The 23,866-nt window shown below is 71.2% G+C and carries 20 protein-coding genes; 11 read left to right on the top strand and 9 right to left on the bottom strand.

Annotated elements, in window-relative coordinates:
- Positions 1-30: 30 nt before the first annotated feature.
- Together MMF98_RS05210 and MMF98_RS05205 are read right to left on the bottom strand one after the other, a co-directional pair.
- Positions 31-999 carry a Bug family tripartite tricarboxylate transporter substrate binding protein gene (locus MMF98_RS05210; RefSeq protein ID WP_243305014.1) on the bottom strand — a complete coding sequence of 323 codons (969 nt, stop codon included), beginning with the start codon at positions 997-999 and terminating at the stop codon, positions 31-33.
- On the bottom strand, positions 996-1,931 hold the full coding sequence (locus MMF98_RS05205) for a LysR family transcriptional regulator (protein ID WP_243305012.1): 936 nt from the start codon (positions 1,929-1,931) through the stop codon (positions 996-998). The genes MMF98_RS05210 and MMF98_RS05205 overlap by 4 nt, the downstream gene beginning before the upstream one ends.
- A 98-nt stretch (positions 1,932-2,029) precedes the next feature.
- Between MMF98_RS05205 and MMF98_RS05200 the strand changes: the two genes are divergently transcribed.
- On the top strand, positions 2,030-4,750 hold the full coding sequence (locus tag MMF98_RS05200; protein WP_243305010.1) for a tannase/feruloyl esterase family alpha/beta hydrolase: 2,721 nt from the start codon (positions 2,030-2,032) through the stop codon (positions 4,748-4,750).
- The gene (locus MMF98_RS05195) at positions 4,747-6,096 is read left to right on the top strand and encodes an alpha/beta hydrolase family protein (RefSeq protein ID WP_423837567.1); all 1,350 of its coding nucleotides are present in this window, start codon (positions 4,747-4,749) and stop codon (positions 6,094-6,096) included. The genes MMF98_RS05200 and MMF98_RS05195 overlap by 4 nt, the downstream gene beginning before the upstream one ends.
- On the opposite strand, the gene MMF98_RS05190 is transcribed toward MMF98_RS05195, so the two are convergent.
- A complete protein-coding gene (locus MMF98_RS05190) occupies positions 6,048-6,668 on the bottom strand; it encodes a DUF4124 domain-containing protein (RefSeq protein ID WP_243305007.1) in 621 nt (206 codons plus the stop codon). The genes MMF98_RS05195 and MMF98_RS05190 overlap by 49 nt on opposite strands.
- A gap of 70 nt (positions 6,669-6,738) precedes the next feature.
- Positions 6,739-7,386, bottom strand: a complete 648-nt coding sequence (locus MMF98_RS05185; protein ID WP_243305004.1) for a DedA family protein — start codon at positions 7,384-7,386, stop codon at positions 6,739-6,741.
- Positions 7,387-7,468: 82 nt separating this feature from the next.
- On the opposite strand from MMF98_RS05185, the gene mutL reads away from it, so the two are divergent.
- Positions 7,469-9,325, top strand: coding sequence for a DNA mismatch repair endonuclease MutL (gene mutL / locus MMF98_RS05180; RefSeq protein WP_243305002.1), 1,857 nt, complete (start codon positions 7,469-7,471; stop codon positions 9,323-9,325).
- Between the two features lie 18 nt (positions 9,326-9,343).
- Here the strand turns inward: mutL and trhA are convergent, their stop codons facing one another.
- The gene (trhA, locus tag MMF98_RS05175) at positions 9,344-10,000 is read right to left on the bottom strand and encodes a PAQR family membrane homeostasis protein TrhA (protein WP_243305000.1); all 657 of its coding nucleotides are present in this window, start codon (positions 9,998-10,000) and stop codon (positions 9,344-9,346) included.
- A gap of 141 nt (positions 10,001-10,141) precedes the next feature.
- Here trhA and MMF98_RS05170 point away from each other — a divergent pair, with 141 nt between their 5' ends.
- Complete coding sequence (locus MMF98_RS05170) at positions 10,142-11,020, top strand: alpha/beta hydrolase (RefSeq protein WP_243304998.1); 879 nt, start codon at positions 10,142-10,144, stop codon at positions 11,018-11,020.
- 26 nt (positions 11,021-11,046) lie between these two features.
- On the opposite strand, the gene MMF98_RS05165 is transcribed toward MMF98_RS05170, so the two are convergent.
- A complete protein-coding gene (locus MMF98_RS05165; protein ID WP_243304997.1) occupies positions 11,047-12,372 on the bottom strand; it encodes a serine hydrolase domain-containing protein in 1,326 nt (441 codons plus the stop codon).
- A gap of 154 nt (positions 12,373-12,526) precedes the next feature.
- Here MMF98_RS05165 and MMF98_RS05160 point away from each other — a divergent pair, with 154 nt between their 5' ends.
- The 4 genes from MMF98_RS05160 (at position 12,527) to MMF98_RS05145 (ending at position 17,188) form a co-directional block, all read left to right on the top strand.
- Entirely contained in the window at positions 12,527-13,768 is a 1,242-nt protein-coding gene (locus MMF98_RS05160; protein ID WP_243304995.1) for a multidrug effflux MFS transporter, read from the top strand.
- Positions 13,746-14,762, top strand: coding sequence for a tRNA (adenosine(37)-N6)-dimethylallyltransferase MiaA (gene miaA / locus MMF98_RS05155; RefSeq protein WP_243304993.1), 1,017 nt, complete (start codon positions 13,746-13,748; stop codon positions 14,760-14,762). The genes MMF98_RS05160 and miaA overlap by 23 nt, the downstream gene beginning before the upstream one ends.
- Before the next feature lie 112 nt (positions 14,763-14,874).
- The gene (locus MMF98_RS05150; protein WP_243304991.1) at positions 14,875-16,332 is read left to right on the top strand and encodes a mechanosensitive ion channel; all 1,458 of its coding nucleotides are present in this window, start codon (positions 14,875-14,877) and stop codon (positions 16,330-16,332) included.
- A 214-nt stretch (positions 16,333-16,546) separates the two neighbouring features.
- Positions 16,547-17,188: an ABC transporter ATP-binding protein gene (locus MMF98_RS05145; RefSeq protein ID WP_243304988.1), complete on the top strand. Its 642-nt coding sequence runs from the start codon at positions 16,547-16,549 to the stop codon at positions 17,186-17,188.
- A gap of 46 nt (positions 17,189-17,234) precedes the next feature.
- Here the strand turns inward: MMF98_RS05145 and MMF98_RS05140 are convergent, their stop codons facing one another.
- The 3 genes from MMF98_RS05140 to MMF98_RS05130 are packed head-to-tail and all read right to left on the bottom strand — an operon-like array spanning position 17,235 to position 19,066.
- The gene (locus MMF98_RS05140; RefSeq protein ID WP_423837566.1) at positions 17,235-18,035 is read right to left on the bottom strand and encodes a ProQ/FINO family protein; all 801 of its coding nucleotides are present in this window, start codon (positions 18,033-18,035) and stop codon (positions 17,235-17,237) included.
- A 43-nt stretch (positions 18,036-18,078) separates the two neighbouring features.
- A complete protein-coding gene (locus tag MMF98_RS05135; protein ID WP_243304984.1) occupies positions 18,079-18,726 on the bottom strand; it encodes a DNA-3-methyladenine glycosylase I in 648 nt (215 codons plus the stop codon).
- A gap of 37 nt (positions 18,727-18,763) precedes the next feature.
- Complete coding sequence (locus MMF98_RS05130; RefSeq protein WP_243304983.1) at positions 18,764-19,066, bottom strand: hypothetical protein; 303 nt, start codon at positions 19,064-19,066, stop codon at positions 18,764-18,766.
- Positions 19,067-19,121: 55 nt separating this feature from the next.
- Between MMF98_RS05130 and MMF98_RS05125 the strand changes: the two genes are divergently transcribed.
- The 3 genes from MMF98_RS05125 to MMF98_RS05115 are packed head-to-tail and all read left to right on the top strand — an operon-like array spanning position 19,122 to position 23,865.
- Positions 19,122-21,668 carry an FtsX-like permease family protein gene (locus tag MMF98_RS05125; RefSeq protein WP_243304981.1) on the top strand — a complete coding sequence of 849 codons (2,547 nt, stop codon included), beginning with the start codon at positions 19,122-19,124 and terminating at the stop codon, positions 21,666-21,668.
- Between the two features lie 32 nt (positions 21,669-21,700).
- Positions 21,701-22,768, top strand: coding sequence for a PLP-dependent cysteine synthase family protein (locus tag MMF98_RS05120; protein ID WP_243304978.1), 1,068 nt, complete (start codon positions 21,701-21,703; stop codon positions 22,766-22,768).
- An 8-nt stretch (positions 22,769-22,776) separates the two neighbouring features.
- Positions 22,777-23,865 (top strand): lipocalin-like domain-containing protein, encoded by a 1,089-nt coding sequence (locus MMF98_RS05115; RefSeq protein WP_243304976.1) that lies wholly within the window; start codon positions 22,777-22,779, stop codon positions 23,863-23,865.
- The last annotated feature ends 1 nt before the right edge of the window (position 23,866 follow it).

The raw sequence follows: 23,866 nt of genomic DNA, 5'->3' as shown, positions 1-23,866 counted from the left end.
AGCAATTACCCCCAACCCCCTTGTTCCCGGCTACTCGAGGCGGATCCCGGCCGCCTTGACGATGCGGCCGTTGATCTCGTACTGGGTGGCGATCTCGTCCGCGAAGGCGGCGCGCGTGCCGCCCGCCGGCACGTTGTCGGCGGCCAGCAGGCGCTGCCGGAAGGCCGGCTGCGCCAGGATGCGGTTGAACAGCGCGTTGAGCCGGTCCAGCACCTCGGCCGGCGTGGCGCCGGGCGCGAACACGCCGAACAGGGATACCTGGTTGGCCAGCGGAAAACCCAGCTCGGTGAAGGTTGGCACCTGGGGCAGCGCGTCCAGCCGCGTGGGTGCTCCCACGGCCAGCGGCTTGAGACGGCCGGCGCGGATGTAGCCGAGCTGGGCCGTCCCCATGTTGGTGGACAGCAGCTCGAACTGGCCGCTGAGCGCATCGTTGAGTTGCTGCCCGCCGCCCTTGTAGGGAATGTGCGTGATCCGGGTGCCGCTCTGGATCCGCACCTGCTCCATCACCAGGTGCCCGGCCGTGGCCTGGCCCGAGGAAGCCCAGCGCAGGCCGCCCGGATTCGCCCGGGCCTCCTGCAGCAGGTCCTGAAAACTGTTGCCCTTGAAGGCCGGGGTGCCGACCAGCAGCACGGGCGTGTACATGATGCTGGCCACCGGGGCGATGTCCTTGAGCGGCTGGTAGCGTGCCGAGGCCAGGTGCGGCCGCAGCGTCAGCGGGCTGATGGCGGAAAAGGCAAGCGTGTAGCCGTCAGGCGCCTCGCGGGCCAGGGCTTCCATGCCTGCGGCGCCGCCCGCGCCCGCCCGGTTCTCCACCACCACGGGCACGCCCAGCGCGGCGGCCATGTCATCGGCCAGCGCCCGCGCGATGCCATCGCTCAGCCCGCCGGAGGGATAGACCACCAGGATGCGCAGGGCGCGCGCCGGCCAGGGCGCCGCGCGCACGGCCAGCGGCGCGGCCAGCAGGGCCGCCAGTGCAGTGCGCCGGAGCATCGCGCTCATGGCCGCAGGTCCCCGGTCCATTCGGCAGCGATCCGCCGCATCAGCGCCAGGAAGCTGGCCGTCGGCCCCGCGCAATCGGCCTCCCGGTACACCAGCGTCAACGGCGCGTCCAGCCGGGCGCTCTCCGCCAGGGCCCGGTAGACGATGGCATGCGGATGCTGGCCCTGCATCGAGGCGGGCACCACCGAGACCCCGACACCCGCCGCCACGAGGTTCAGGTTGGTCATCATGCGCTCCACCTCGGCGGCGACCTGCGGGCGCAGCCCCTTCTCCTCGAACAGCGCCAGCAGGTTGCCGTACAGGCCTGGCGCGCCCGGCCGGCGGACCAGGATGAGCTTCTCGCCGGCCAGATCGCGCAGGGACAGCGGCCGGCGCGTGCCGGGCCGCCCGGCCAGCGGGTGGTCGATCGGCAGCGCCACGACCACGGGCTCGCGCAGCAGGGTCTGGAAGGCCAGGCCCGCGGGACGCGCCACCGGCACGCGCAGCAGGCCGCAATGCAGGCGCGAGGCGGCCACCGACTCCGTGATCTCGGCAGCGTTGCACTCGCTGAGCGCAAGCGCGATGCCCGGATGCTCGCGGCGGCAGGCCCGCAGCGCCGCGGGCGTGAACACATGCGCCGCCGCCGAGCTGGTGAAGCCGACGTTCAGCAAGCCCTCCTCGCCGCGTGCCAGGCGCGCCATGCGCTGCTCCGCGGCAGCCACGTCCTGCAACAGGCGGCGCGCCTCTGCCAGAAAGAGGCCGCCGGCGTCCGTCAGCGCCACGCCGCGCGGGTGCCGCACAAAGAGCTTCACGCCCAGATGGTCTTCCAGCGCCCGGATCTGCTGGCTCAGGGGCGGCTGCTGGATGCCCAGGCCTTCCGCCGCGCGCGTCATGTGCTTCGCGTCCGCCACGGCGACGAAGTACCTCAGATGACGCAGCTCGAGCGATTCCATATCTTAAAAATATCGAAATGACGTTCTCAGTATATTTGACGTACAGCGAAGCCGTGACTATCGTGCGCCTGCCCTCAAGAAACAGACGGAGACACACGATGCCTATCCAGCGCCCTCGCGGCCTGACTCTCACCCTGGCCGCCACGGCCACCAGCCTGTGCCTGATGCTGGCCGCCTGCGGCGGCGGCAGCGGGACCCCGTTCAGCTCAGCGGACGATGCCGGCGGCAGCGGCACCCCGCCCCCGCCGACCGTGCCGCCCGCCGTGGAGCCGGCAGCGGCCTGCGCCGCGCTCAATGGCGCCTCGGCCACGGCCGCGGAGCTGTCGCTGCCCTCGGGCGGCGCCTCGGTGGCGTCGGCCACCTTCATCACGGCCGACGCGCCCGGCAACACGCTGGGCAACTACTGCCAGGTGCGCGGCGTCATCCAGCCGCTGGACGCGACGGCCTCGGTCATCAATTTCGCGGTCAACCTGCCCAGCAACTGGAACGGCAAGGCCATCCATTTTGGCGGCGGCGGCTTCAACGGCCGCCTGATCGACGGCACCGAGCCGATCCGCTTCGGCCCCGCCGACAAGCCGGCGCCGCTGGCGCTGGGCTACGCCACCTATGGCGACGACTCGGGGCACCAGAGCAGCAGTATCACCGACGGCCGGTTCGCGATGAACGACGAGGAGCTGGCCAACTATGGCGGCAACTCGCTGAAGAAAACCCATGACGTGGCGGCGCGGCTGATCCGGGCGCGCTACGGCAAGAACCCCACGAAAGCCTATTTCCTCGGCACCTCCACCGGCGGGCGCGACGCGCTGGCCTACATCCAGCGCTGGCCCGCCGACTACGACGGCGTAATCGCCAACGAACCGGCGCTCAACTACAGTGGCACGCGGCTGAGCAACCTGGCCGTGGGCCGCGCGCTCTACCTCAACGGCGGCGCCGGCTGGGTCAACGTGGCCAAGACGCTGCTGGTGCAGAAGACGGTGCTCGGCGCCTGCGACCGGCTGGACGGCGCGGCCGACGGCATCATCAGCAACGTGGAAAGCTGCCGCCAGCTCAACACGCAGATCCTCAATTCGCTGCGCTGCGCGGGCGGCGCCGACACCGGCAACACCTGCCTGTCCGATGCCCAGCTCGCAACGATCCGCACGATCGAATCGCCGCTGGAGTTCACGCGCTACCGCCTGGCCAACAACGTGACCCGGGCCGGCGGCTACAACCTGCTCGAAGGCGCGCTGGTGGCCGGCCCCTACACGACGCGCGACCTCGGCACGCGCAGCGTGCCCGGCAATCCCGCCACCTCGTCCGACGCCAACATGTACGTGACGGGCGACCAGTGGGCCAAGTACTTCGTCACGCGCGTGCCCGGCCTGGACTCGCTGACCTTCGATCCGCTCGATCCGGGCGCCTACACCCAGCGCGTGCAGGCCGTGTCGGCCCTGACCGACGCCACCCAGCCCGACCTTTCCGCCTTCCTCTCGCGCGGCGGCCGCCTGATCATGCTGCACGGCCTGGCCGACGAGGTGATCAGCCCGAACTCCACCATCGACTACTTCCAGCGCGTGATCGCCACCGTCGGCCAGGCCGCGGTGGACCAGGGCGTGCGCTTCTACACCGTGCCCGGCATGGGCCACGGCACGGGCGTCTTCATTCCCAACTGGGATTCGCTGGCGGCGCTGGAGAACTGGGTGGAGCGCGGCCTGGCCCCCGCCACCATGGTCGCCTATGACGCCGTGGCCGGCACCTATGGCCGCACCCGGCCGCTGTGCCACTACCCGGCCTACCCCAAGTACAAGGGCAGCGGCAGCCTGGACGCCGCCGTCAACTACAGCTGCGTCGCCGATGCCGGCGACCCGCTGGCCTGCGCCAACCTGCCGGTGGCCCTCACCGAGTACAAGGGCGGCAACACGCGCGGCGAGGAACTCACGCTCGCGGTCGACCCCACCAGCCTCAAGTACACCATCACCTTCACCGCCAGCCTGCAGCGCAGCGCCGGCACGCAGCGCACCGGCAGCCTGTTCGCCCAGGGCCACTGCAGCTACGCCAGCGCGGAGAGCGGCGCGCTCTTCACGTTCGGCGCCGGCGGCCTGGTGCATGGCGGCGTTGCCGCAGCCAGCGGCGGCGGCTACCTGCCGCTGATCGCCTTCCGCGACACCTTCGCCAACGCCACGGTCGGCAGCGGCTTCAACAGCATCGCAACCGACTACAACGCCATCGGGGTGGACTACAGCGCAACCGGCACCGCCACGCCCTATGCCGGCACCGGCAAGATCCGCAACGCGGGCACCTGGCAGACCTGCCAGGCCGCCGCGCCGGCGCCCGGATTCATCATGTACGACGCCAACTGCAGCCCGGCCGGCAAGGGCTACCTGCAGTTCGATGCCACGCGCCGCGCCTTCGACCTGAAGCTCACCTCCACCTGCGGCGGCGCCGGCTGCCCGTCCACGCCCACCACCGGCGGCACGGTGACGGGCTCGATCGTGGTCGGCCTGGTCGGCGGCAGCCCGGTGCCGCTGGTGCTCACGCGGGGCACCGACGGCAGCTCGGGGCTGCGCCTCTACGCCAAGCAGGCCACCAGCCTCTCGGGCGGCGGCGACGGCAGCTACACGCTCAACAGCACGGACGGCGGCACCAACCAGGCGGCCTCGGTGGTGGGCAGCGCCTTCTCGCTGGGCGCCTCGGGCCCGCTGAACCTGAGCTACGACACGCCGGTTCTGGGCGTGGCCCAGACGGATGAAGCCCAGCCGGGTTATCTTCTCTTCAACAGCGGCGCGGCCGGCTACTTCTCCAGCGGTGCCAGCGCCTTCCTGCTCGGAGTCCGCAATTGACCGTTCTCTCCACACCGCTTTCGCGCCTGCAGCGGCTGCTGCCCGCCTGCGCCGCGCTGCTGCTCGCCACCGCCGCCCAGGCGGCGGCCGACGGCCCGCAGGCCGCCGCCTGCCCGAAGGAACTGCCGGCCGCCACGGCCTGCTACACCGGCCAGGACGGCGAAGGCGCCTTCTACTGGATCGCCGTGCCGCAGGCCTGGAACCAGGTGCTGGTGATGCATGCCCACGGCGGCCCCGAACTCGGCGCGCCCACGCTGGCGCGCAGCGAAGAAGACCTCAAGCGCTGGGCCGTCACGGTCAAGGCCGGCTACGCCTGGGCCGGCTCCACCTACCGGCGCGGCGGCTACGGCGTGACGATGGCCGCCGAGGACACCGAGCGCCTGCGCCGCATCTTCGTGCAGCGCTTCGGCACGCCGCGGCGCACCCTGCTGCACGGCCAGAGCTACGGCGGTGGCGTGGCCTCCAAGGCCGCCGAGCTCTATGCCACCGTGGACGGCCGGCGCGGCCCTTATGACGGCGTGCTGCTGACCAGCGGCGTGCTGGGCGGTGGCACCCGCGCCTACGATTTCCGGCTCGACCTGCGCGTGGTCTACCAGTACGTCTGCAAGAACCACCCGAAGCCCGATGAGCCCGCCTACCCGCTGTGGATGGGCCTGCCCCAGGACAGCCCGCTCACCCGCGCCGAGCTGGCCGCGCGGGTGGACGCCTGCACCGGCCTGCGCCATCCCGCGGCGCAGCGCAGCGAGCAGCAGAAGGCCAACCTGGCCACCCTCCTGAACGTGGTGAAGATCCCCGAGCGCTCGCTGATGGGCCACCTGAACTGGGCCACCTGGCTGTTCCAGGACCTGACCCAGCTGCGCCTGGGCGGGCGCAACCCGTTCGGCAACGTCGGCGCGGTGTACCAGGGTTCGGCCGACGATGCCGCGCTCAACGCCGGCGTGCTGCGCTACGCGGCCGACCCCGTTGCCGTGGCCGATCTGGCGCGCGACAGCAACCCCGAGGGCCGCGTCAACGTGCCGGTGCTCACGCTGCATGCCATCCACGACCCCACGGCCTTCGTCGAGCTGGAAACCGCCTACCGCGAGACGCTGGAGCGCGCCGGCACCGCGCCGCTGCTGGTGCAGACCTTCAGCGACGAATCCGAGCACAGCTACCTGAACGACCCGGAATACCCGGCCCTGCTGAGTGCGCTGATGGACTGGATCGACAAGGGCGACAAGCCCACGCCGCAGCAGGTGGCGCAGCGCTGCGCGGGCTTCGTGGCTGGCTACGGCGGCGCCTGCCGGTTCCAGCCCGACTACCGCAGCCGGCCGCTGGACATCCGCGTGACACCGCGCCAGCGCTGAGGCGGCAGCGGCATCACCGAATGGAAGCGGAATGAGCGCACGCGATGGGGCCGGTAGAACCAGCCCCCCGCGATCAGCGGCGAGGTGCCGTAGTAGCCGCCCCCGAACGCCTGGGCATTGAGGGCCGCCTGCTCGGGCCCGAGACAGGCCAGGTCCGCCTGGTACTGGGCCTGGGCCAGTTCGGGATTGTCCAGCGTGAGCCCGACCGCGCGGCCGGCAATCGCCTCAGCCTCGCGCCGGGCTTCGGCGCATCCGGCGCCGCCCGCCCAGGCGGCCGCTGCCGCGGTGGCCGCGTCCTGGCGCTGCCGCTCGGCGTCCAGGCTCTGCATGCGCGCCTCGTGCTCCTGCCTCAGGTACTGCTGCTGTTGCGCCTCGCGCGCCCGCTGGCGCTCCTGCTCGATCGCCTCGGGCGACTTGCGCGCCTCGATCAGCCGCGAGCCGTTCGCCGAGCCCACGGGGCAATGTTCATCGGTGTAGGAAATCCGGCCGGTGCCGGCTTCGACACAGCGGTAGACCTGCGCCTGGGCAGCAGCGCACGCGAGGGTGAGCAGGCAGACGGCAAGAGCCTTCATGCCGCCAGCATAGCGCTGAGTTCGCAGCAGGGTTTTTGCCGCTGGCCGCCCACTGCGGGAAGTCGGTTTTTCAGGCTTTGGCGGCCTGGCGTGAGCCGCGCCAGGCGCCAAAGATCGCGATCAGCCCCGGGATGAAGATCAGCGCCCAGATGATCTTGTCCAGGTTGGCCTTGACCCACGGCAGGTTGCCGAAGAAATAGCCCGCGGTGCAGATGCCCAGCACCCACAGCAGCGCGCCGGCCACGTTGTAGGCCGTGAACTTGGCGCGGCTCATCGCGGCCACCCCGCCCACGAAGGGCGCGAAGGTGCGGATGAACGGCATGAAGCGCGCCAGGATGATGGTGATGCCGCCATAGCGCTCGTAGAACGCGTGGGCCTGGTCGAAGGCGCGCTTGTTGAAGAAGCGCGAGTTCTCCCACTGGAACACCTTGGGGCCGAAGTAGCGCCCGATCTGGTAGTTGCACTGGTCGCCCAGCACGGCCGCCACCAGCAGCACCGCCACCGCCAGCGGCAGGTTCATCAGCCCGGCGCCGCACAGCGCGCCCACGATGAACAGCAGCGAGTCGCCGGGCAGGAAGGGCATGACCACCACGCCTGTTTCGACGAACACGATCAGGAACAGCAGCGCGTAGACCCACAGCCCGTAGTGCTGCACGAACACTTCGAGGTACCTGTCGACGTGGAGAATGAAATCGATGAGAAAGCTGACCAGTTCCATGAAGATCCTTGGAGCCTGCTCACAGGCTCTTGTGGCCGGCATTATCCCTGCAGGGTGGCAGGCGGCCGCCTAGAATCCCTTTGTGAACGCCGTCCTTTCCCCTTCCCCCCGCCGCCCCATCCGTGAACTGCCCGACGAGCTGATCAGCCAGATCGCCGCCGGCGAGGTGGTGGAGCGCCCGGCCTCGGTGGTGCGCGAGCTGGTGGACAACGCGCTGGACGCCGGCGCCACCCAGATCACCGTGCGGCTGCTGGCCGGCGGCGTGCGCCTGATCTCGGTCGAGGACGACGGCGGCGGCATTCCGCGCGAGGAGCTGCCCGTGGCCCTGAAGCGCCACGCCACCAGCAAGATCAGCAGCTTGCAGGAGCTGGAATCGGTGGGCACCATGGGCTTTCGCGGCGAGGCCCTGGCCGCTATCAATTCGATAGCTGAACTTGCCCTTCTGTCGCGGACATCCGGCCAATCGAGCGCTTTTTTCCTGGATGGGCGCAGCGGCGAGCTGAAACCCGCGGCGCGCGGCACCGGCACCACGGTCGAGGTCAAGGAGCTGTTCTTCAGCACCCCGGCGCGGCGCAAGTTCCTCAAGACCGACGCCACCGAGCTGGCCCACTGCATCGAGGCCGTGCGCCGCCACGCGCTGGCGCGGCCCGAGGTCGGCTTTGCGATCTGGCACGAGGGCAAGCTGGTCGAGCAGTGGCGCGCCTGCCCCGGCGAGGCCGGACGCGACCAGCGCCTGGCCGACGTGCTGGGCGAGGATTTCATCGAGCAGTCGGTCGCGGTGGACCATGGCGCCGGCGGCGCGGTGCGCGTGACCGGCCGCGCCGGCATCCCCGACGCCGCACGCTCGCGCGCCGACCAGCAGTTCTGCTACGTCAACGGCCGCTACGTGCGCGACAAGGTGCTCACGCATGCGGCGCGCAGCGCCTACGAGGACGTGCTGCACGGCCAGCGCCAGCCGGTCTATGCGCTGTACGTGGAGATCGACCCGACCCGCGTGGACGTGAACGTGCACCCGACCAAGATCGAGGTGCGTTTCCGCGACAGCCGCGAGGTGCACCAGGCCGTGCGCCACGCGGTGGAGAACGCGCTGGCCGCGCCACGCGCCGCGGCAGCGGCCGCCCTGCCGCCGGTGGCCTCCACCAGCGCATTTTTTGAATCAAATCGGCCGGAGGTCCAGGCGCCCTGGACACAATCAGCTATCAATTTAGGAGCAAACCGGGTCGCCGACCTGGGCGCACTGTGGCAGCCCTCGGCACCCGCGGGCCCGCAGGCCGCCGAGCCCGGTGCGCCGGCCTGGGCCGTGCCGCAGGCTGCGCCCTCCCCCGCGCCGGCCTTTGCCGCCCTGCCCTCCGGCGACTGGCCGCTGGGCCGCGCCATCGCGCAGCTCCAGGGCATCTACATCCTGGCCGAGAACACCCAGGGCCTGATCATCGTGGACATGCATGCGGCACATGAACGCATCGTCTACGAACGGCTCAAGGCGCAGATGGACCAAGCCGCCATCGCGAGCCAGCCGCTGCTGATCCCCGCCACCTTCGCCGCCACACCGCAAGAAGTAGCCACGGCCGAGGCCGGCGCCGAGGCACTCAAAACCCTGGGCCTGGAGATCACGCCGTTCTCGCCCAGGACCCTGGCGGTGCGCGCCGTGCCCACCTCGCTGGCCCAGGGCGACGCGGTCGAGCTGGCACGCAGCGTGCTGGCCGAGCTGGCCCAGCACGACGCCAGCACCGTGATCCAGCGCGCCCAGAACGAACTGCTCGGCACCATGGCCTGCCACGGCGCGGTGCGCGCCAACCGCAGGCTCACGCTCGACGAGATGAATGCGCTGCTGCGTCAGATGGAAGAAACCGAGCGCTCCGACCAGTGCAACCACGGCCGGCCGACCTGGCGCCAGCTCAGCATCCGCGAGCTCGACGCGCTGTTCCTGCGCGGGCGCTGAGGGCCTCCAACGGCGGCGTCAGGCCGCGTACCAGAGCACCGCGAAGAAATGGCAGGCCGTGCCCGCCATCACGAACAGATGCCACACGAAGTGGCTGTAGCGCCAGCGCGAATCGGCCACGAAGAACAGCACGCCCGCGGTGTAGGCCAGCCCGCCGGCCACCAGCCACACCAGGCCGGCCGCGGGAATGCTCTGGTACAACGGCTTGATCGCGATCAGCACCAGCCAGCCCATGGCCAGGTACAGGCCGGTGGACAGCACGGGATGCGACATGCGGCGGGTGGCCTTGAGCGCCACGCCCAACAGCGCCAAGCCCCAGACCAGGCCGAACAGCGTCCAGCCCCAGGCGCCGCGCAGCACACCCAGGGTGAAGGGCGTGTAGGTGCCCGCGATCAGCAGGTAGATCGCCGAATGGTCCAGCACGTTGAACACCTGCTTGGCGCGGCCGTGCGGCAGCGCGTGGTAGACCGTGGAGGCGCCGTACAGCAGCACCATGGTGAGCGCGAACACGCTGGTGCCGGCCGTGAACACGGGCCCGCCCTGCCGCACGGCGGACCAGGCCAGCACCGGCGTCCCGGCCAGGGCCAGCAGCAGCCCCATGCCATGGCTCAGGCTGTTGGCGATTTCCTCGCCCAGGGTCTGGGGGCGGTCCAGCGTGGCGGGGGCGGCGTTCATGGGCTGGCATCTTACCGGCGGCACCTGCCGGCGCGAAAAGGCCGGCCCGGGCTTTGCACAACTTCATGCCTGCGTTACGCTTTCAGGCCGAAAACCCCTCACACTGCGAACTTCCCCCGCTGCTTTCACTCTCTCATGGCCATGAAACGCTGGCAATTTGTTGCACATCTGGGCGCCGCCCTCGCGCTGCTGGCGGCGCTCACGGGCTGCGCCACGCTCGACGAAAAGCAGCGCACCTGGATTTTCCAGCCCAGCGACCGCGCCTGGGGCAACCTCACGGCCGAGGGCATGGACGACGTCTGGATCGAGTTCCCCTCCCAGGTCTCGGGCCAGCCGGCCAAGCTGCACGGCCTGTGGCTGGCGGCCGCCGACGAGGCCACCCGGCCTGCCGCGCCGGTGCTGCTGTACCTGCACGGCGCGCGCTGGAACGTCACCGGCTCCGCGCCGCGCATCCGCCGCATGCAGGAGCTGGGCTTCTCGGTGCTGGCCATCGACTACCGCGGCTTCGGCCAGAGCTCGGCCGGCCTGCCCTCGGAGACCATGGCCTACGAGGATGCCCGCGCCGCCTGGAGCTGGCTGGCCGCGAAATACCCGGACCGCCCGCGCTACATCTTCGGCCACTCGCTGGGCGGCGCCATCGCCATCGAGCTGGCCGCCGAGGTGAAGGACGAGCGCGGCACCATCGTCGAAGGCACCTTCAGCTCCATCCCCGACGTGGTGAGAAGCTACCCCTGGGGCTGGCTGCCCGTCGGCGGGCTGATCACGCAGCGCTTCGAGTCGATCCAGCGGGTGCGCGACATCGGCTCGCCGCTGCTGGTGGTGCACGGCTCGGCCGACAGCGTGGTCAAGCCCGAGCTGGGCCGCAAGCTGTACGACGCGGCGCAAGGCCCCAAGGAGTTCGTGCTGGTGCCGGGCGGCTCGCACCACAACACCAACGCGGTGGGGCAGGCCCAGTACCGCGAGGCGCTGCACCGGCTGTTCGGGCTGGACAGCCCGAACCTGAAGCTGGCCGGCCCGTAGCCTGGCCAGAACTCAGCAACAGGCCCTTACTGCCGCACCGCCTGCGCCAGCGCCGCCCAGGCCTTGAGCGTGAGCGGATGCGTGAAGCCGGCGCCCGCCACCGGGTGCGACGAGAGCTTCACCACCACCATCTCGGCGGCCGGGTTGATGTGGATCATCTGGCCATGGATGCCCGAGGCCTCGTAGGCGCCGTCGGCGTTGTGCAGGATCCACCACTGGTTGCGGTAGCTGTAGCCGGGGCGGAACGGCATGCCGCCGGCCTTGAACTTCTCGCGGTCGCCGCCCTTGGCGGTATCGTCGATCACCGCCTTGTCGAAGATCTTCTGGCCGTTGAAGCTGCCGCCCAGGCGCAGCATCTCGCCCACGCGCGCCAGGTCGCGCGCCGTGGCATTCAGGCCCGCGCCCTGCAGCGGCGTGCCGACCGAATCCACCATCACGTAGGCGTCTTCCTCCATGCCGAGCTTCTGCCAGATGTTCTCGCTCATCAGGTCGGCCCAGTGCCGGCCGGTGACGCGCGAGACGATCCAGCCCAGCACTTCGGAGTGCACCGTGCGGTAGGTGAAGCCTGCGCCGTGCTCGCCTTCTTTTTTCAGCGTCTTGAGGAAGTCGTAGATGTTGGTCGCGCCCTGGTAGCCTGGCGGGCGCGGCAGCAGGCCGCTGGACCAGCTGTAGCCGAAGATCTCGGTCGTCGGATCGGTGTAGACCTCGCGGAAACGCACCGCGCCGGTCATGTCCATCACCTCGCGCACCTTCATGTCGCCCCAGGCGCTGCCGGCGAGTTCTGGCACGTACTTCGTCACCAGCGCCTGGTCGTCGATCTTGCCGTCATGCACCAGCTGCGCGGCCATCAGGCCGGTGAACGACTTGGTGACCGAGAACAGCAGGTGCGGCGACGAGGGCTTCATCTGGTTGTCGTAGCGCTCATAGACCACGCGGCCCTTGTGCAGCACCACGATGGCGTCGGTGTAGGTGGCCTTGAGCCAGTCGGCCACCGTGATCTTCTGGCCCTTGTCGTCCTCGAACACATAGCCGTCCAGCGGCTTGGGCGCGGCCGGCAGCGCCGAGGCCGGCGCGGCGCCGCGGCGGATGTTGTGCGTGGGCACCAGCTCGCGCAGGTGCTGCATGGTCCAGCGCAGCTGCGGGTACTTGTAGGAGTTGGTGAGGTCCACGCGCTGCTCGGGCGTGGGCGGGAAGGTGCTCATGTAGCCGAGCTTGTCCAGGCTGACCGCATCGGGCGGCGGCAGCTGGGGCGCCTGGGCGGCAGCGGGCAAGGCGGCAAGGCTGGCGGCGCCCAGCAGGGCGGGCAGGATCAGGCGTTCGGCCAGGGGCCGGCGGCGGCGTGACAGGATCATGAGGTCTCCTTGGTTGTTGTGTCGGGGTAGGTGCCGCCGATTATTGGCGCAGGCCAGTGCCCCGCACCTAGGGATACACCTTGACTGCCTGTCACCGTGGCGACTGGCCTTGGCCCCTCGGCGCAGCACGGCTTTCTGGTACTCTCGCACGGATATGCCCGTGTCTTCCCGCACCGCCGTGGGTGCCCGTTCCGCGTCGTCCTCCATGCAGCCCGGTCTGGTCGTTCTGGCCCTGTCGCTGCTGCTGGGCATCCAGCCCGTCACCACCGACCTCTATTTGCCCGCCCTGCCCGGCCTCACCGAAGGCTTCGGCGCGCCGCTGGCGCATGCCCAGCTCACGCTCACTGCGCTGCTGCTGGCCTTCGGCTGCTCGCAGCTGCTCTGGGGGCCGCTGTCGGACCGCTTCGGCCGCCGCCCGATCCTGCTGTGGGGCCTGTCGGCCTACACCGTGGCCGCCGTCGGCGCCGCGCTCGCGCCGTCGATGGCGCTGCTGATCGTCTGGCGTGCCGTGCAGGGCGCCGCCATGGGCGCGGCCGTGATGTGCGCGCGCGCCATCGTGCGCGACCTCTACACCCCCGAGACCGGCGCCCGCGCCATGTCCAAGGGCCTGTCGGGCCTGGGCGTGATCGCCTGCCTGTGCGTGCCGCTCGGGGGGCTGCTGTCGGATGCCTTCGGCTGGCGTATCGCCCTGCTGGCGCCGGCGGCCTTCGGCGCGGGGGCCCTCGCGCTGATCGCGCTGCGCTTCACGGAGAGCGTGCCCCAGCGCAACCCGCGCGCATTGCAACCCGCCATCCTGCTGCGCACCTGGCTCGCCATCCTGCGCCACCCGACCTTTCTTGCGTTCTCGTGCCTCACCATCGCGTCCTACGGCGGCCTGTTCACGTTCCTCGCTTCGTCGTCCTTCGTGTTCATCAAGGTGCTCGGCTTCACGCGCACGCAGTACGGCCTGATGATGTTCTCGGCCTCCTTCGTCTACATCCTCGGCACACTGATGTGCCGGCGCCTGCTGCCGCGCCTGGGCGTGCGCCGCTCGGTGGCGGTCGCGGGCGGGCTCACGCTGACCGGCGGCACGCTGATGGGCGTCCTGGCGCTGGCGGGGGTGCAGGGCCCCTGGGCCATCCTGCTGCCGTTCTGGTTGTTCATGCTGGCGCACGGCGTGCACCAGCCCTGCGGGCAGAGCGGCGCCGTGGGGCCGTTTCCGCAGGCCGCGGGTGCGGCTTCGGCGCTCAACGGCTTCCTGATGATGCTGGCGGCCTTCGCCATCGGCGGCTGGCTGGGCACACGGCTGGACGGCACCGTGCTGCCGCTGGTCAACGGCGTGTGGTTCTGGAGCGTGTGCATCGCGCTCACGGCCTGGACCCTGGTGCAAAGGCATGGGGACGCCGGCAAGCCCTGACGCCGTGCCAGCACGCTGCATCGCGCTGGCCGGCCCCACCGCCTCGGGCAAGACCGCCGCGGCGCTGGCGATCGCGCGCCACCACCCGCTGGAGATCATCAGCGTGGACTCGGCGCTGGTCTACCGCGGCATGGATATCGGCACGGCCAAGCCCTCGCACGCCGAACTGGCCGCCGTGCCGCACCACCTGATCGACATCCGCGACCCGCTGCAGGCCTACAGCGCGGCCGAGTTCGTGGCCGACGCACAGCGGCTCGTCGGCGAGATCAACGCGCGCGGCCGGCTGGCCTTGCTGGTGGGCGGCACCATGCTCTACTTCAAGGCGCTGTTCGAGGGGCTCGATCCGATGCCGCCGGCCGACCCGGCCATCCGCGCCGCGCTCGAGGCCGAGGCCGCAAAGCGAGGCTGGCCCGCCATGCATGCCGAGCTGGCGCGCATCGACCCGGCCACGGCGGCCCGGCTGCCCCCCGCCGACAGCCAGCGCATCCAGCGCGCGCTGGAGGTGTTCCGGGTCTCGGGCCAGCCGCTGAGTTCTTTCCACGCTACAAAAAAGAGAGCGCCCGAGGACCAGGGGACAAGGACTCCCACCCTGATTTCCCTGGAACCGCAGGACCGCGCCTGGCTCCACGCGCGCATCGCCCAGCGCTTCGACGCCATGCTGACCGCCGGCTTCCTGGCAGAGATGCAGGCGCTGCGCGCGCGCGGCGACCTGTCGCCCGAGCTGCCCTCGATGCGCTGCGTGGGCTACCGGCAGGCCTGGGAGGTCATGGACGCGCACGACGCACGCGGCATGGACGCGCACAGCGCGCGCGGGCTGGACCGTCCGGCACTGGCCGAGCTACGCGACAAGGGCATCTTCGCCACGCGCCAGCTCGCCAAACGCCAGCTCACCTGGCTGCGCGCCATGCCTGGGCGACAGGTGGTGGCCTGCGACGCGCACGACGCCTTGCCGCAGGTGCTGCACCGGGTGGCCCGGCTGCTGGCCCAGAAATAGCGCGCCCCGTGGCTTGAAAGCCGCGGGCAGGAATGCAAGAATGGGGCGCGCGGCGTCCCGCGCCTATCTGAGAGCCTGTTCCCGAGTTTCGACAACAAAAGGAGAGCGCATCATGGATCTGACCGCCTTCGCCACCGCCCTGCAAAGCAGCCTGGGGGCCCACCTTCCCAAAATCCTCGGCGCCATCGCCATCCTGGCGCTCGGCTGGCTGCTCGCCGTCGCGGCCCGCGCCGCGCTGCGACGGCTGCTCGGCCTGCTCAAGGTCAACCAGCGCATCGAGGAGAGCACGGGCGCGCGCATGGACGCCGAATCGCCGGTGGCCGTCGGCGTGTTCTGGCTGGTGCTGCTGGCCACGCTGATCGCGGTGCTCAACGTGCTCGACCTGTCGCTGCTGACCAACCCCTTCGCCAGCATGATGGGCGACATCGTCGGCTACCTGCCCAAGCTGCTGGCCGGCGCCGTGCTGTCGCTGGTGGCCTGGCTGATCGCCACCGTGCTGCGCGCGCTGGCCTCGCGGGCGCTGGCCGCGACCACGCTCGACGACAAGCTCTCGGCCGAGGCCGGCATGGCGCCGATGAGCCAGAGCGTGGGCAATGTGCTGTTCTGGCTGGTGATCCTGATGTTCCTGCCGGCCGTGCTCAGCGCCTTCCAGCTCAACGGCCTGCTCGAACCCGTGACCGCCATGCTCAACAAGCTGCTGGACATGGTGCCCAACACCTTCGCGGCGCTGCTGATCGGCGGCGTGGGCTACCTGGTGGCGCGCGTGCTGCGCGGGCTGGTTTCCAACCTGCTGGCCGCCGCCGGAGCCGACCGGCTCAACGAACGCATCGGGCTCGACCACTCGGTGCGGCTGTCGGCGCTGGCCGGCACGCTGGCCTTCATCTTCGTGTTCGTGCCCTCGCTGATCGCCGCGCTCGACGCCCTCCGGATCGACGCCGTCTCGCGCCCGGCCGTGCAGATGCTCGGCCAGATGTTCAACGCGGTGCCGCACATCGTGGCGGCCGCCGTGATCCTGCTGCTGACCTGGTACGTGGCGCGCTTCGTGGCGCGCCTGCTGGCCAGCCTGCTGGAGAGCGCCGGCGTGGACGGCCTGCCGAACAAGATGGGCGTGCAGTTCGCGCTGTCCGGCGCCACCCGGCCCTCGCGCCTGGTGTCGATGCTGGTGATGTTCTTCGCCATGCTGTTCGCCGTCACCGAGGCGGCCGACCAGCTCGGCTTCTCGCAGGTGCGCGACGTGGTCGTCACCTTCATCCAGTTCGGCGGCGACATCCTGCTGGGCGGGCTGATCCTGGCCGTCGGCTTCTGGGTCTCCAACCTCGCGCACGATGCGATCCAGAAGGCCAGCGGCCGCCACACCGAGGGCCTGGCCGGCATCGCACGCTTCGCCATCCTCGGGCTGGTGATCGCGATGGGCCTGCGCGCCATGGGCATCGCCAACGAGATCGTGCACCTGGCCTTCGGCCTGACCTTCGGCGCGGTGGCGGTGGCCGTGGCGCTGTCGTTCGGGCTGGGCGGGCGCGAGGCCGCGGGCAAGCTGATGGAGCATTGGCTGTCGCGCTGGAGGGATTGACGCTCACCCCCAGGCTGCGCGCACTGCGTGCGCTGCGCCTCCCCCCTTGCAGGGGGCGACACCAGCGGCCCGGCGAAGCCGGTTCCGCGGTGTTCTTGGAATCACCCCCGAGGCTTCGCCTTCCCCCTTCCGGGGGCGACACCAGCGGCCCGGCAAAGCCGGTTCCGCAGTGTCTCGCGAAAAGACATGCTGCGCGGACGGGTAGCATTGCTTCATGCTCCAGGTCCGCGGTCTTGCCAAACACTATCTCGACACCCCTGTCTTCCAGGACGTGAGCCTGGATGTCGCGCGCGGCGAGTTCGTGGCCATCGTCGGCGAGTCGGGCGTGGGCAAGTCCACCCTGCTCAACTGCCTGGCCGGGCTGGACCGCTGGGACGCGGGCACGGTCGCGCTGGCCGGCACCGAACTGGGCACGCTGGATGACGAGCAGCGCGCGCTGTGGCGGCGCCGCCAGGTGGGTTTCGTGTTCCAGGCCTTCCACGTGCTGCCGCACCTGGACGTGGCGCAGAACGTGGCGCTGCCGCTGATGCTGCTGGGCCTGCATGACGAAGCCCGGGTGGAAGCAATGCTGACCGCCGTCGGCCTGGCCGGACTGGGCGCCCGCCTGCCGCAGCAGCTCAGCGGCGGACAGCTGCAGCGCGTGGCGATGGCGCGCGCCCTGGTCCACCGCCCCGCCCTGCTGCTGGCCGACGAGCCCACGGGCAACCTCGACCCGGCCACCGCCGCGAAGGTGATGGATGTGCTGGTGGCGCAGACGCGCGAGCATGAAGCCACGCTGGTGCTGGTCACGCATTCCGAGACGGCCGCCGCGCGGGCGGACCGGGTGCTGCACCTGAGCGCCCACGGCATCGCCTGAACCCGGCGAGGCCGGCCCTCAGCCGCCGCGATCGGACGCCGGTGGCTCAGGCAGCGACGCCCAGGCGGCGGCGGGCGCGCTCCAGCATCCGCGCTGCGGCGCGCGAATCCATGCCGTACATGCCGGCGAAGGCCTCGACGGTCTGGCCGCTGGCCTCGAAGGCGCGCAGCAGCGCCTCGTCGCGGGCCGCGCCCAGCGCCGCCTCGGCCATAGCCTCGTCGAGGACCGCGTTGGCGGCCTCGTCGCGGCTGCGCACCAGCTCGGCATAGGCCTCGCGCGTCAGGCCCGAGGCCTCGAACGCCTGCACGATGCGGTGGCGCAGTTTCGGCCGCAGGTCTTCCGTGGAGCGGCCCTGGCGGCGGCGGAACACTTCGAGCAGCGCGTGGTGCACATGCTCGGGCGCCATGTCCTCCACCGCCTGCCCTTGCAGATCGTGCCGCTTCTGGCCCGCGGCCACGGCCGTGAGGTAGCGCGTGGAGCGCGTGTGCAGCGCCAGCGCGGCCTTGAGGGCATCGCGCTCCAGCACTTGCGGATGCGCTTCCAGCAGGTCCTGGAAGATGCCGCGCTTGAGCGGCAGCGGGTTGTCCCCGAACAGTTGCGGATACAGGCCGGCCAGTTGCCCGAGCAGCGGGTGGCTGCGCGGCGGACGACCCGCAGCGGCCTGGGGAGCGGCGGACGGTGCGGCGTCGGGCCGGCGCGGGCCCCGGCCCTTGCGGCGGGCGCGGTCGGAACGGGGAGCCGCCGCCGGGCCTTCGGTTTGGAGATTCTCAGCGGGGGTGGGCAGGGTGTCGGTCATAGCGCCAGGGAGACTGTCATTGGATTGAAACGGAAAACAACCCTGCATCATGCCAGCCCCGCCGGGCCACGGACAAGCGCCCGAGCCCCGGCAGCTAGCGCGGGACCGCGAAGCCCGCGCGCGCCGCCAGCGCCCGCTCGCGCACGCTGCAGCCTTCGACATGGTCGTTCACCATGCCCATGGCCTGCATGAAGGCATACATGGTGGTGGGGCCGACGAAGCTCCAGCCACGCTTCTTGAGGTCCTTGGACAGGGCCGCGGATTCGGGCGAGGCCGGCATCGCCTTGACGGCCTCGTGGGTGAGGCGCGCGGGCCGGCTGGCCGGGTCCGGCTCGAAGCGCCAGACGAAGGCGGCCAGCGAGCCGAACTCCTGGCGCAGCTCGATCGCGCGGCGGGCGTTGTTGACGGTGGAGACGATCTTGCCGCGGTGGCGCACGATACCGGCGTCCTGCAGCAGGCGCTCGACGTCGCGCTCGCCGAAGGCGGCCACGCGCTCGATCTCGAACCCGGCAAAGGCGTGCCGGAACGCCTCGCGCTTGTTCAGGATGGTGAGCCAGCTCAGGCCCGCCTGGAAGCCCTCCAGGCACAGCTTCTCGAACAGCCGCCGGTCGTCCGCCACCGGGAAGCCCCATTCATGGTCGTGGTAGTGCTGGTAGTTCGGCGTGGCCCGGCACCAGGCGCAACGCGCCAGACCGGTGTCGTCGGCGAACAGGCCGGAGGAGGTGGGGGTGTCATCGGGCATGGCAGTGGATTCTAGGAGGCCACAGCGGCCACAGCGCTCAAATCCCGATCTCGAACTGCGCCTCGCCCATGTAGCGGTTGGGCCCGAAGGCCGCCGTCACCGCGGCGGACTCGGCGGCCTGCCAGTGCGCCAGCAGCTCGCGCTCGGCCGCGGTCAGGGCGTCGGGCGCCGGCGCCTCGCCATGCGCGGCCACGATCTTCAGGTAGGCCGCGTAGACCGGCGCCACCAGGCTGGCGTCGCCCAGGGCCGCGTCCAGCGCCTCGCGAAAACGCTGCTCGGCCTCGCGGCGCTGTTCATCGGTGGCGTCCTCGAACGCGTAGAGGGTCAGGGTGTAGGACATGTGCCGGTTATAGCCGCTCCACAGGCCCGGAGGCGGAGCGCCCACAATAGCCGCCATGCGCGCCCTTCTGAGCACCTTCTCCTGGCAGGAACTGCGCCACCACCCCTGGCGCAGCGCAGCGGCCGTGGTGGCGGTGATGCTTGGCGTGGCGTTGGCGTTCTCAGTGCACCTGATCAATGCCTCGGCCCTGTCCGAGTTCGCGGGCGCCGTGCGCTCCGTCAACGGCCAGCCCGACCTCACGCTGCGGGCGGTGCAAGGCCGTCTCGACGAGACCCTGTTCGCCCAGGTGGCCAGCCGGCCCCAGGTGGCGGCGGCCAGCCCGGTGCTGGAGCTGGAATCCTTCGCCCTGCTCGATGGCGGCCGCCGGCTGCCGCTGCGGGTGATGGGCATCGACGCGCTGGTGGCCGCCCCGATGGCGCCCGCGCTGATGCCGGTTCCCGCGAATGGCGCCGGCCGCTTCGCGCTGTTCGCGCCCGACACCGTGTTCCTCAATCCCGCCGCGCAGCAGGCGCTGGGCGGCGCCACGGCGTTCCGGCTGCAGAGCGGGCTCAGCGGCCGCCCGGTGCAGGTGGCGGGCACGGTCGGCGCTCCGGGCGCGCCGCTGGCCGTGATGGACATCGGCGCCCTGCAGGACCTGTTCGGCCTGGGCGGCCGGCTCTCGCGCATCGACCTGCGGCTGCGCCCTGGCACCGATCCGGCGCAGTTCATCCGCTCGCTGGCGCTGCCTGCCGGCGTCACGGTGGCCGAGCCCGGCGATGCCGCGCAGCGCGTGAGCAGCCTGTCGCGCGCCTACCGGGTCAACCTCACCGTGCTGGCCCTGGTGGCGCTGTTCACGGGCGCGTTCCTGGTGTTCTCGGTGCTCTCGCTGAGCCTTGCCAAGCGGGCCCAGCAGTTCGCGCTGCTGGGCGTACTCGGGCTCACCGCACGCGAGCGGCTGCGGCTGGTGCTGGCCGAATCGCTGGCCCTGGGCCTGGCCGGCAGCCTCGCCGGCATCGCGCTGGGCACGGCGCTGGCCTCGCTGGCGCTGCGCCTGCTGGGAGGCGATCTGGGCGGCGGCTATTTCTCGGGCGTGGCCCCGGTGCTGCAATGGGACGCTGCGGCGGCGCTGGCCTATGCCGCGCTGGGCGTGCTGGCGGCGCTGGTGGGCGGCTGGTGGCCCGCTCGCGCCGCCGGGCGCCTGCCGCTGGCGCAGACCCTCAAGGGCCAGGGGCTGCCCGCGACGGGCCGCCGCGCCGGCTGGATCGGTCTCATTTTGATAGCATCCGGCGCCCTGCTGGCAAGGACCCCGCCGCTGTTGGGCATTCCGCTGGCGGCCTACGTGTCGGTCGGGCTGCTGCTGGTGGGCGGCATCATCGCGCTGCCCTGGGCGGTGTCGCTGGTCTACGAAGCCGGGCACCCGCTGGCGGCCCGGCACCTGCTGGCCCTGCTGGCGGTGGAGCGCGCACGCCGCGTGCGCGAGAGCGCCGCCGTGGCGGTGAGCGGGGTGGTGGCGTCGCTCAGCCTGGCGGTGGCGCTCACGGTGATGGTGGCGAGCTTTCGCGACTCGGTGGCGCACTGGCTCGACGTGGTGCTGCCGGCCGACTTGTACGTGCGCACCGCCGCCTCGGCCGGTGCCGGCGACAGCGCCTACTTCACGCCCGATTTCGTGCAGGCCGTGGCCCGGCTGGACGGCGTGCAGCGCGTCGGCACGCTGCGCGCCAGCCCGCTGCAACTGGACCCGGCGCGCCCGCCCGTGATGCTGGTGGCCCGCCCGATCGACGACCCGGCGCGCGCGCTGCCGCTGGTGGGGGCGCCGCTGCCCGTGCCGCCGGGGCAGGTGGCGATCTATGTGAGCGAGGCGATGGTGGATCTCTACGGTGCGCGGCCCGGCACGGTGTTCACCCGGCTTTCAGGGTCTTTCAGGCCTGATGTCCAGGACGGGCGGTCATTTGACGCTACTTTTTTTGTAGCAGGCGTATGGCGCGACTACGCCCGGCAGTTCGGCGCGATCGCGCTCGACCGGCGCGATTTCGAGCGGCTGACCGGCGACACGCGCGTCAACGACCTGGCACTGTGGCTCGCAGCCGGCGCCGACGTAGCCCGGCTGCAGGAGGCCATCCGCGGCATCGCGCAGCAGCAGTCGGGCGCCGCGGGGCTGATCGAGTTCGCGTCGGTCGGCCAGCTCCGCGCCGCCTCGCTGCGCATCTTCGACCGCAGCTTCGCGGTCACCTACTGGCTGCAGGCCGTGGCCATCGCGATCGGCCTGTTTGGCGTGGCGGCCAGCTTCAGCGCGCAGGTGCTGGCACGGCGCAAGGAGTTCGGCCTGCTCGCGCACCTGGGCTTGACGCGGCGGCAGATCCTGGCCGTGGTCGCGGGCGAAGGCGCGGCGTGGACGGCCATCGGCTCGATCGCCGGGCTGGCGCTGGGCCTGGCCGTCTCGCTGGTGCTGGTGCACGTGGTCAACCCGCAGAGCTTCCACTGGACCATGGACCTGGCCGTGCCCTGGCTGCGGCTGCTGGCGCTGTGCACGGCCGTCATGGCCGCCGGCACGGCCACCGCCTGGCTGGCCGGACGCGCCGCCGCAGGCCGCGATGCGGTGCTGGCGGTCAAGGAAGACTGGTAGCCTGCGCGCGGGCTGCCTGCCACAATCGCGCCATGAGCAGCGCCGCCCCCTCCTCGACCCCCTGGCTGGCCCATGCCATCGCCCGCATCGAAGCCGACTACCAGCGCAGCGCCGACACCCACCTGATCGCGCTGCCGCTGCCCGGCTTCGCGGCGCACGGCATCGACCTGTACCTGAAGGACGAATCCACCCACCCCACGGGCAGCCTCAAGCACCGGCTGGCGCGCTCGCTGTTCCTCTATGCGCTGTGCAACGGCTGGCTGCACGAGGGCTCGACCGTGGTGGAGGCCTCCAGCGGCTCCACGGCCGTGAGCGAGGCCTATTTCGCGCGCATGCTGGGCCTGCCCTTCATCGCCGTGATGCCGCGCAGCACCTCGCCCGAGAAGGTGGCGCAGATCGAATTCCACGGCGGGCGCTGCCACTGGGTGGACAGCGCGGCCCAGGTCTACGGCGAGGCCCGGCTGCTGGCGGTGCGCACCGGCGGCCACTACATGGACCAGTTCACCCACGCCGAGCGTGCCACCGACTGGCGCGGCAACAACAACATCGCCGAGAGCATGTTCAGCCAGATGGCGCACGAGCGGCACCCGGTGCCGGCCTGGATCGTGGTGGGCGCAGGCACCGGCGGCACCAGCGCCACCATCGGCCGCTACACGCGCTACCGGCGCCACGCCACGCGGCTGTGCGTGGCCGACCCGGCGGGCTCGGTGTTCAGCGAATACCACCGCACCGGCGACGCCACGCTCACCGCGCCCGGCTCGCGCATCGAGGGCATCGGCCGCCCGCGCGTGGAGGCCAGCTTCATCCGCACGCTGGTGGAGCGCATGGTCGAGGTGCCCGACGCCGACTCGGTGGCCGCCATGCGCGCGCTGTCGCGCCTGCTGGGGCGCCGCGTCGGCCCCTCCACCGGCACCAACTTCGTCGGCATGCTGGCACTCGCGCACGAGATGCGCGCACAGGGGCAGGCCGGCTCCATCCTCTCGCTGCTGTGCGACTCGGGCGAGCGCTACCTGCCGACTTACCACGACGCGGCCTGGGTCGAACAATCCTTCGGTGACTGCGCCGCCGCGCAACAGCGGATCGACGCGCTGCTGGACTGAGCCCACCGATGACCCTCGGCCTGCCGCGACGAAGCCTGCTGGCCGCCGGCCTGGGCACCGGTCTGGGCACCGGTCTGGGCGGTGCGCTGTGGCCCGCCGCCGCATCGGCCCTGCCGGCGCGAGCGCTGCAGTTTCCGCGCGACTTCGGCAGCCATCCCGGGCTGCGCACCGAGTGGTGGTACATCACGGGCCATGCGGTGGCCGGCGAGCGCGAATTCGGCTTCCAGGTCACCTTCTTCCGCTCGCGGGTGGATGCCACGCAGGCCATGCAGTCGCGCTTCGCAGCCAAGCAGTTGCTGTTCGCCCATGCCGCCGTGACCGACGTGCAGGGCCGCAAGCTCTGGCACGACCAGCGCATCGCGCGCGAGGGCTTCGGCATCGCCTCGGCCAGCGAGGCCGACACCGCCGTCACGCTGCGCGACTGGTCGCTGCGGCGCCAGGACGGCGTGTACGCCGCCGCCGTGCCGGCCGGCGACTTCACGCTGCAGCTGCAGTTCAGCCCGACCCAGCCCGTGCTGCTGCAGGGCCGCCAGGGCCTGTCGCGCAAGGGGCCGCAGCCGCAGCAGGCCAGCTACTACTACAGCCTGCCGCAACTGGCCGCGCGCGGCAGCATCTTCCTCAAGGGCCAACGCTTCGCCGTCGAGGGCCGCGCCTGGCTCGACCACGAATGGAGCGAGGAACTGCTGGACGCGCAGGCCGTGGGCTGGGACTGGATCGGCATGAACCTGTTCGACGGCAGCGCGCTCACCGCCTTTCGCCTGCGCAACAAGGCCGGCGGCACGCTCTGGGACGGCGGTTCGTTCCGCGCCGCGCGCGGCGACCCCTACATCTTCAGCCCCGGCGAAACCACCTTCAGCCCGCAGCGCCACTGGACCAGCCCGGCAAGCCGGGCCAGCTATCCCGTGGAATGGATGATCCGCACGCCGGCCGACTTCTACACCGTGAAGGCCGTGCTCGACGACCAGGAGCTGGACAGCCGCAGTTCCACCGGCGCGATCTACTGGGAGGGCCTGAGCGACCTGTACGACAGCAACGGCAAAAAAGCCGGGCGCGGCTACCTGGAGATGACGGGCTATGCGAATCCGCTGAGGCTCTGAC

Origin of the sequence: Variovorax terrae (assembly GCF_022809125.1) — a bacterium.
In the GTDB taxonomy this organism is placed as follows: domain Bacteria; phylum Pseudomonadota; class Gammaproteobacteria; order Burkholderiales; family Burkholderiaceae_C; genus Variovorax_A; species Variovorax_A terrae.
This window is presented reverse-complemented; position numbering and strand designations above follow the sequence as displayed.

What these genes read in the sequence shown, in the direction of transcription:
- MMF98_RS05125 (WP_243304981.1), top strand. Translation starts at nt 19,122, where the DNA reads ATGCGCGCCCTTCTGAGCACCTTCTCCTGGCAGGAACTGCGCCACCAC.
- MMF98_RS05140 (WP_423837566.1), bottom strand. Translation starts at nt 18,035, where the DNA reads ATGATGCAGGGTTGTTTTCCGTTTCAATCCAATGACAGTCTCCCTGGC.
- MMF98_RS05200 (WP_243305010.1), top strand. Translation starts at nt 2,030, where the DNA reads ATGCCTATCCAGCGCCCTCGCGGCCTGACTCTCACCCTGGCCGCCACG.
- trhA (WP_243305000.1), bottom strand. Translation starts at nt 10,000, where the DNA reads ATGAACGCCGCCCCCGCCACGCTGGACCGCCCCCAGACCCTGGGCGAG.
- MMF98_RS05185 (WP_243305004.1), bottom strand. Translation starts at nt 7,386, where the DNA reads ATGGAACTGGTCAGCTTTCTCATCGATTTCATTCTCCACGTCGACAGG.
- miaA (WP_243304993.1), top strand. Translation starts at nt 13,746, where the DNA reads ATGGGGACGCCGGCAAGCCCTGACGCCGTGCCAGCACGCTGCATCGCG.
- MMF98_RS05120 (WP_243304978.1), top strand. Translation starts at nt 21,701, where the DNA reads ATGAGCAGCGCCGCCCCCTCCTCGACCCCCTGGCTGGCCCATGCCATC.
- MMF98_RS05150 (WP_243304991.1), top strand. Translation starts at nt 14,875, where the DNA reads ATGGATCTGACCGCCTTCGCCACCGCCCTGCAAAGCAGCCTGGGGGCC.
- MMF98_RS05130 (WP_243304983.1), bottom strand. Translation starts at nt 19,066, where the DNA reads ATGTCCTACACCCTGACCCTCTACGCGTTCGAGGACGCCACCGATGAA.
- MMF98_RS05190 (WP_243305007.1), bottom strand. Translation starts at nt 6,668, where the DNA reads ATGAAGGCTCTTGCCGTCTGCCTGCTCACCCTCGCGTGCGCTGCTGCC.
- MMF98_RS05210 (WP_243305014.1), bottom strand. Translation starts at nt 999, where the DNA reads ATGAGCGCGATGCTCCGGCGCACTGCACTGGCGGCCCTGCTGGCCGCG.
- MMF98_RS05165 (WP_243304997.1), bottom strand. Translation starts at nt 12,372, where the DNA reads ATGATCCTGTCACGCCGCCGCCGGCCCCTGGCCGAACGCCTGATCCTG.
- MMF98_RS05160 (WP_243304995.1), top strand. Translation starts at nt 12,527, where the DNA reads ATGCCCGTGTCTTCCCGCACCGCCGTGGGTGCCCGTTCCGCGTCGTCC.
- MMF98_RS05145 (WP_243304988.1), top strand. Translation starts at nt 16,547, where the DNA reads ATGCTCCAGGTCCGCGGTCTTGCCAAACACTATCTCGACACCCCTGTC.
- MMF98_RS05170 (WP_243304998.1), top strand. Translation starts at nt 10,142, where the DNA reads ATGAAACGCTGGCAATTTGTTGCACATCTGGGCGCCGCCCTCGCGCTG.
- MMF98_RS05205 (WP_243305012.1), bottom strand. Translation starts at nt 1,931, where the DNA reads ATGGAATCGCTCGAGCTGCGTCATCTGAGGTACTTCGTCGCCGTGGCG.
- MMF98_RS05115 (WP_243304976.1), top strand. Translation starts at nt 22,777, where the DNA reads ATGACCCTCGGCCTGCCGCGACGAAGCCTGCTGGCCGCCGGCCTGGGC.
- MMF98_RS05135 (WP_243304984.1), bottom strand. Translation starts at nt 18,726, where the DNA reads ATGCCCGATGACACCCCCACCTCCTCCGGCCTGTTCGCCGACGACACC.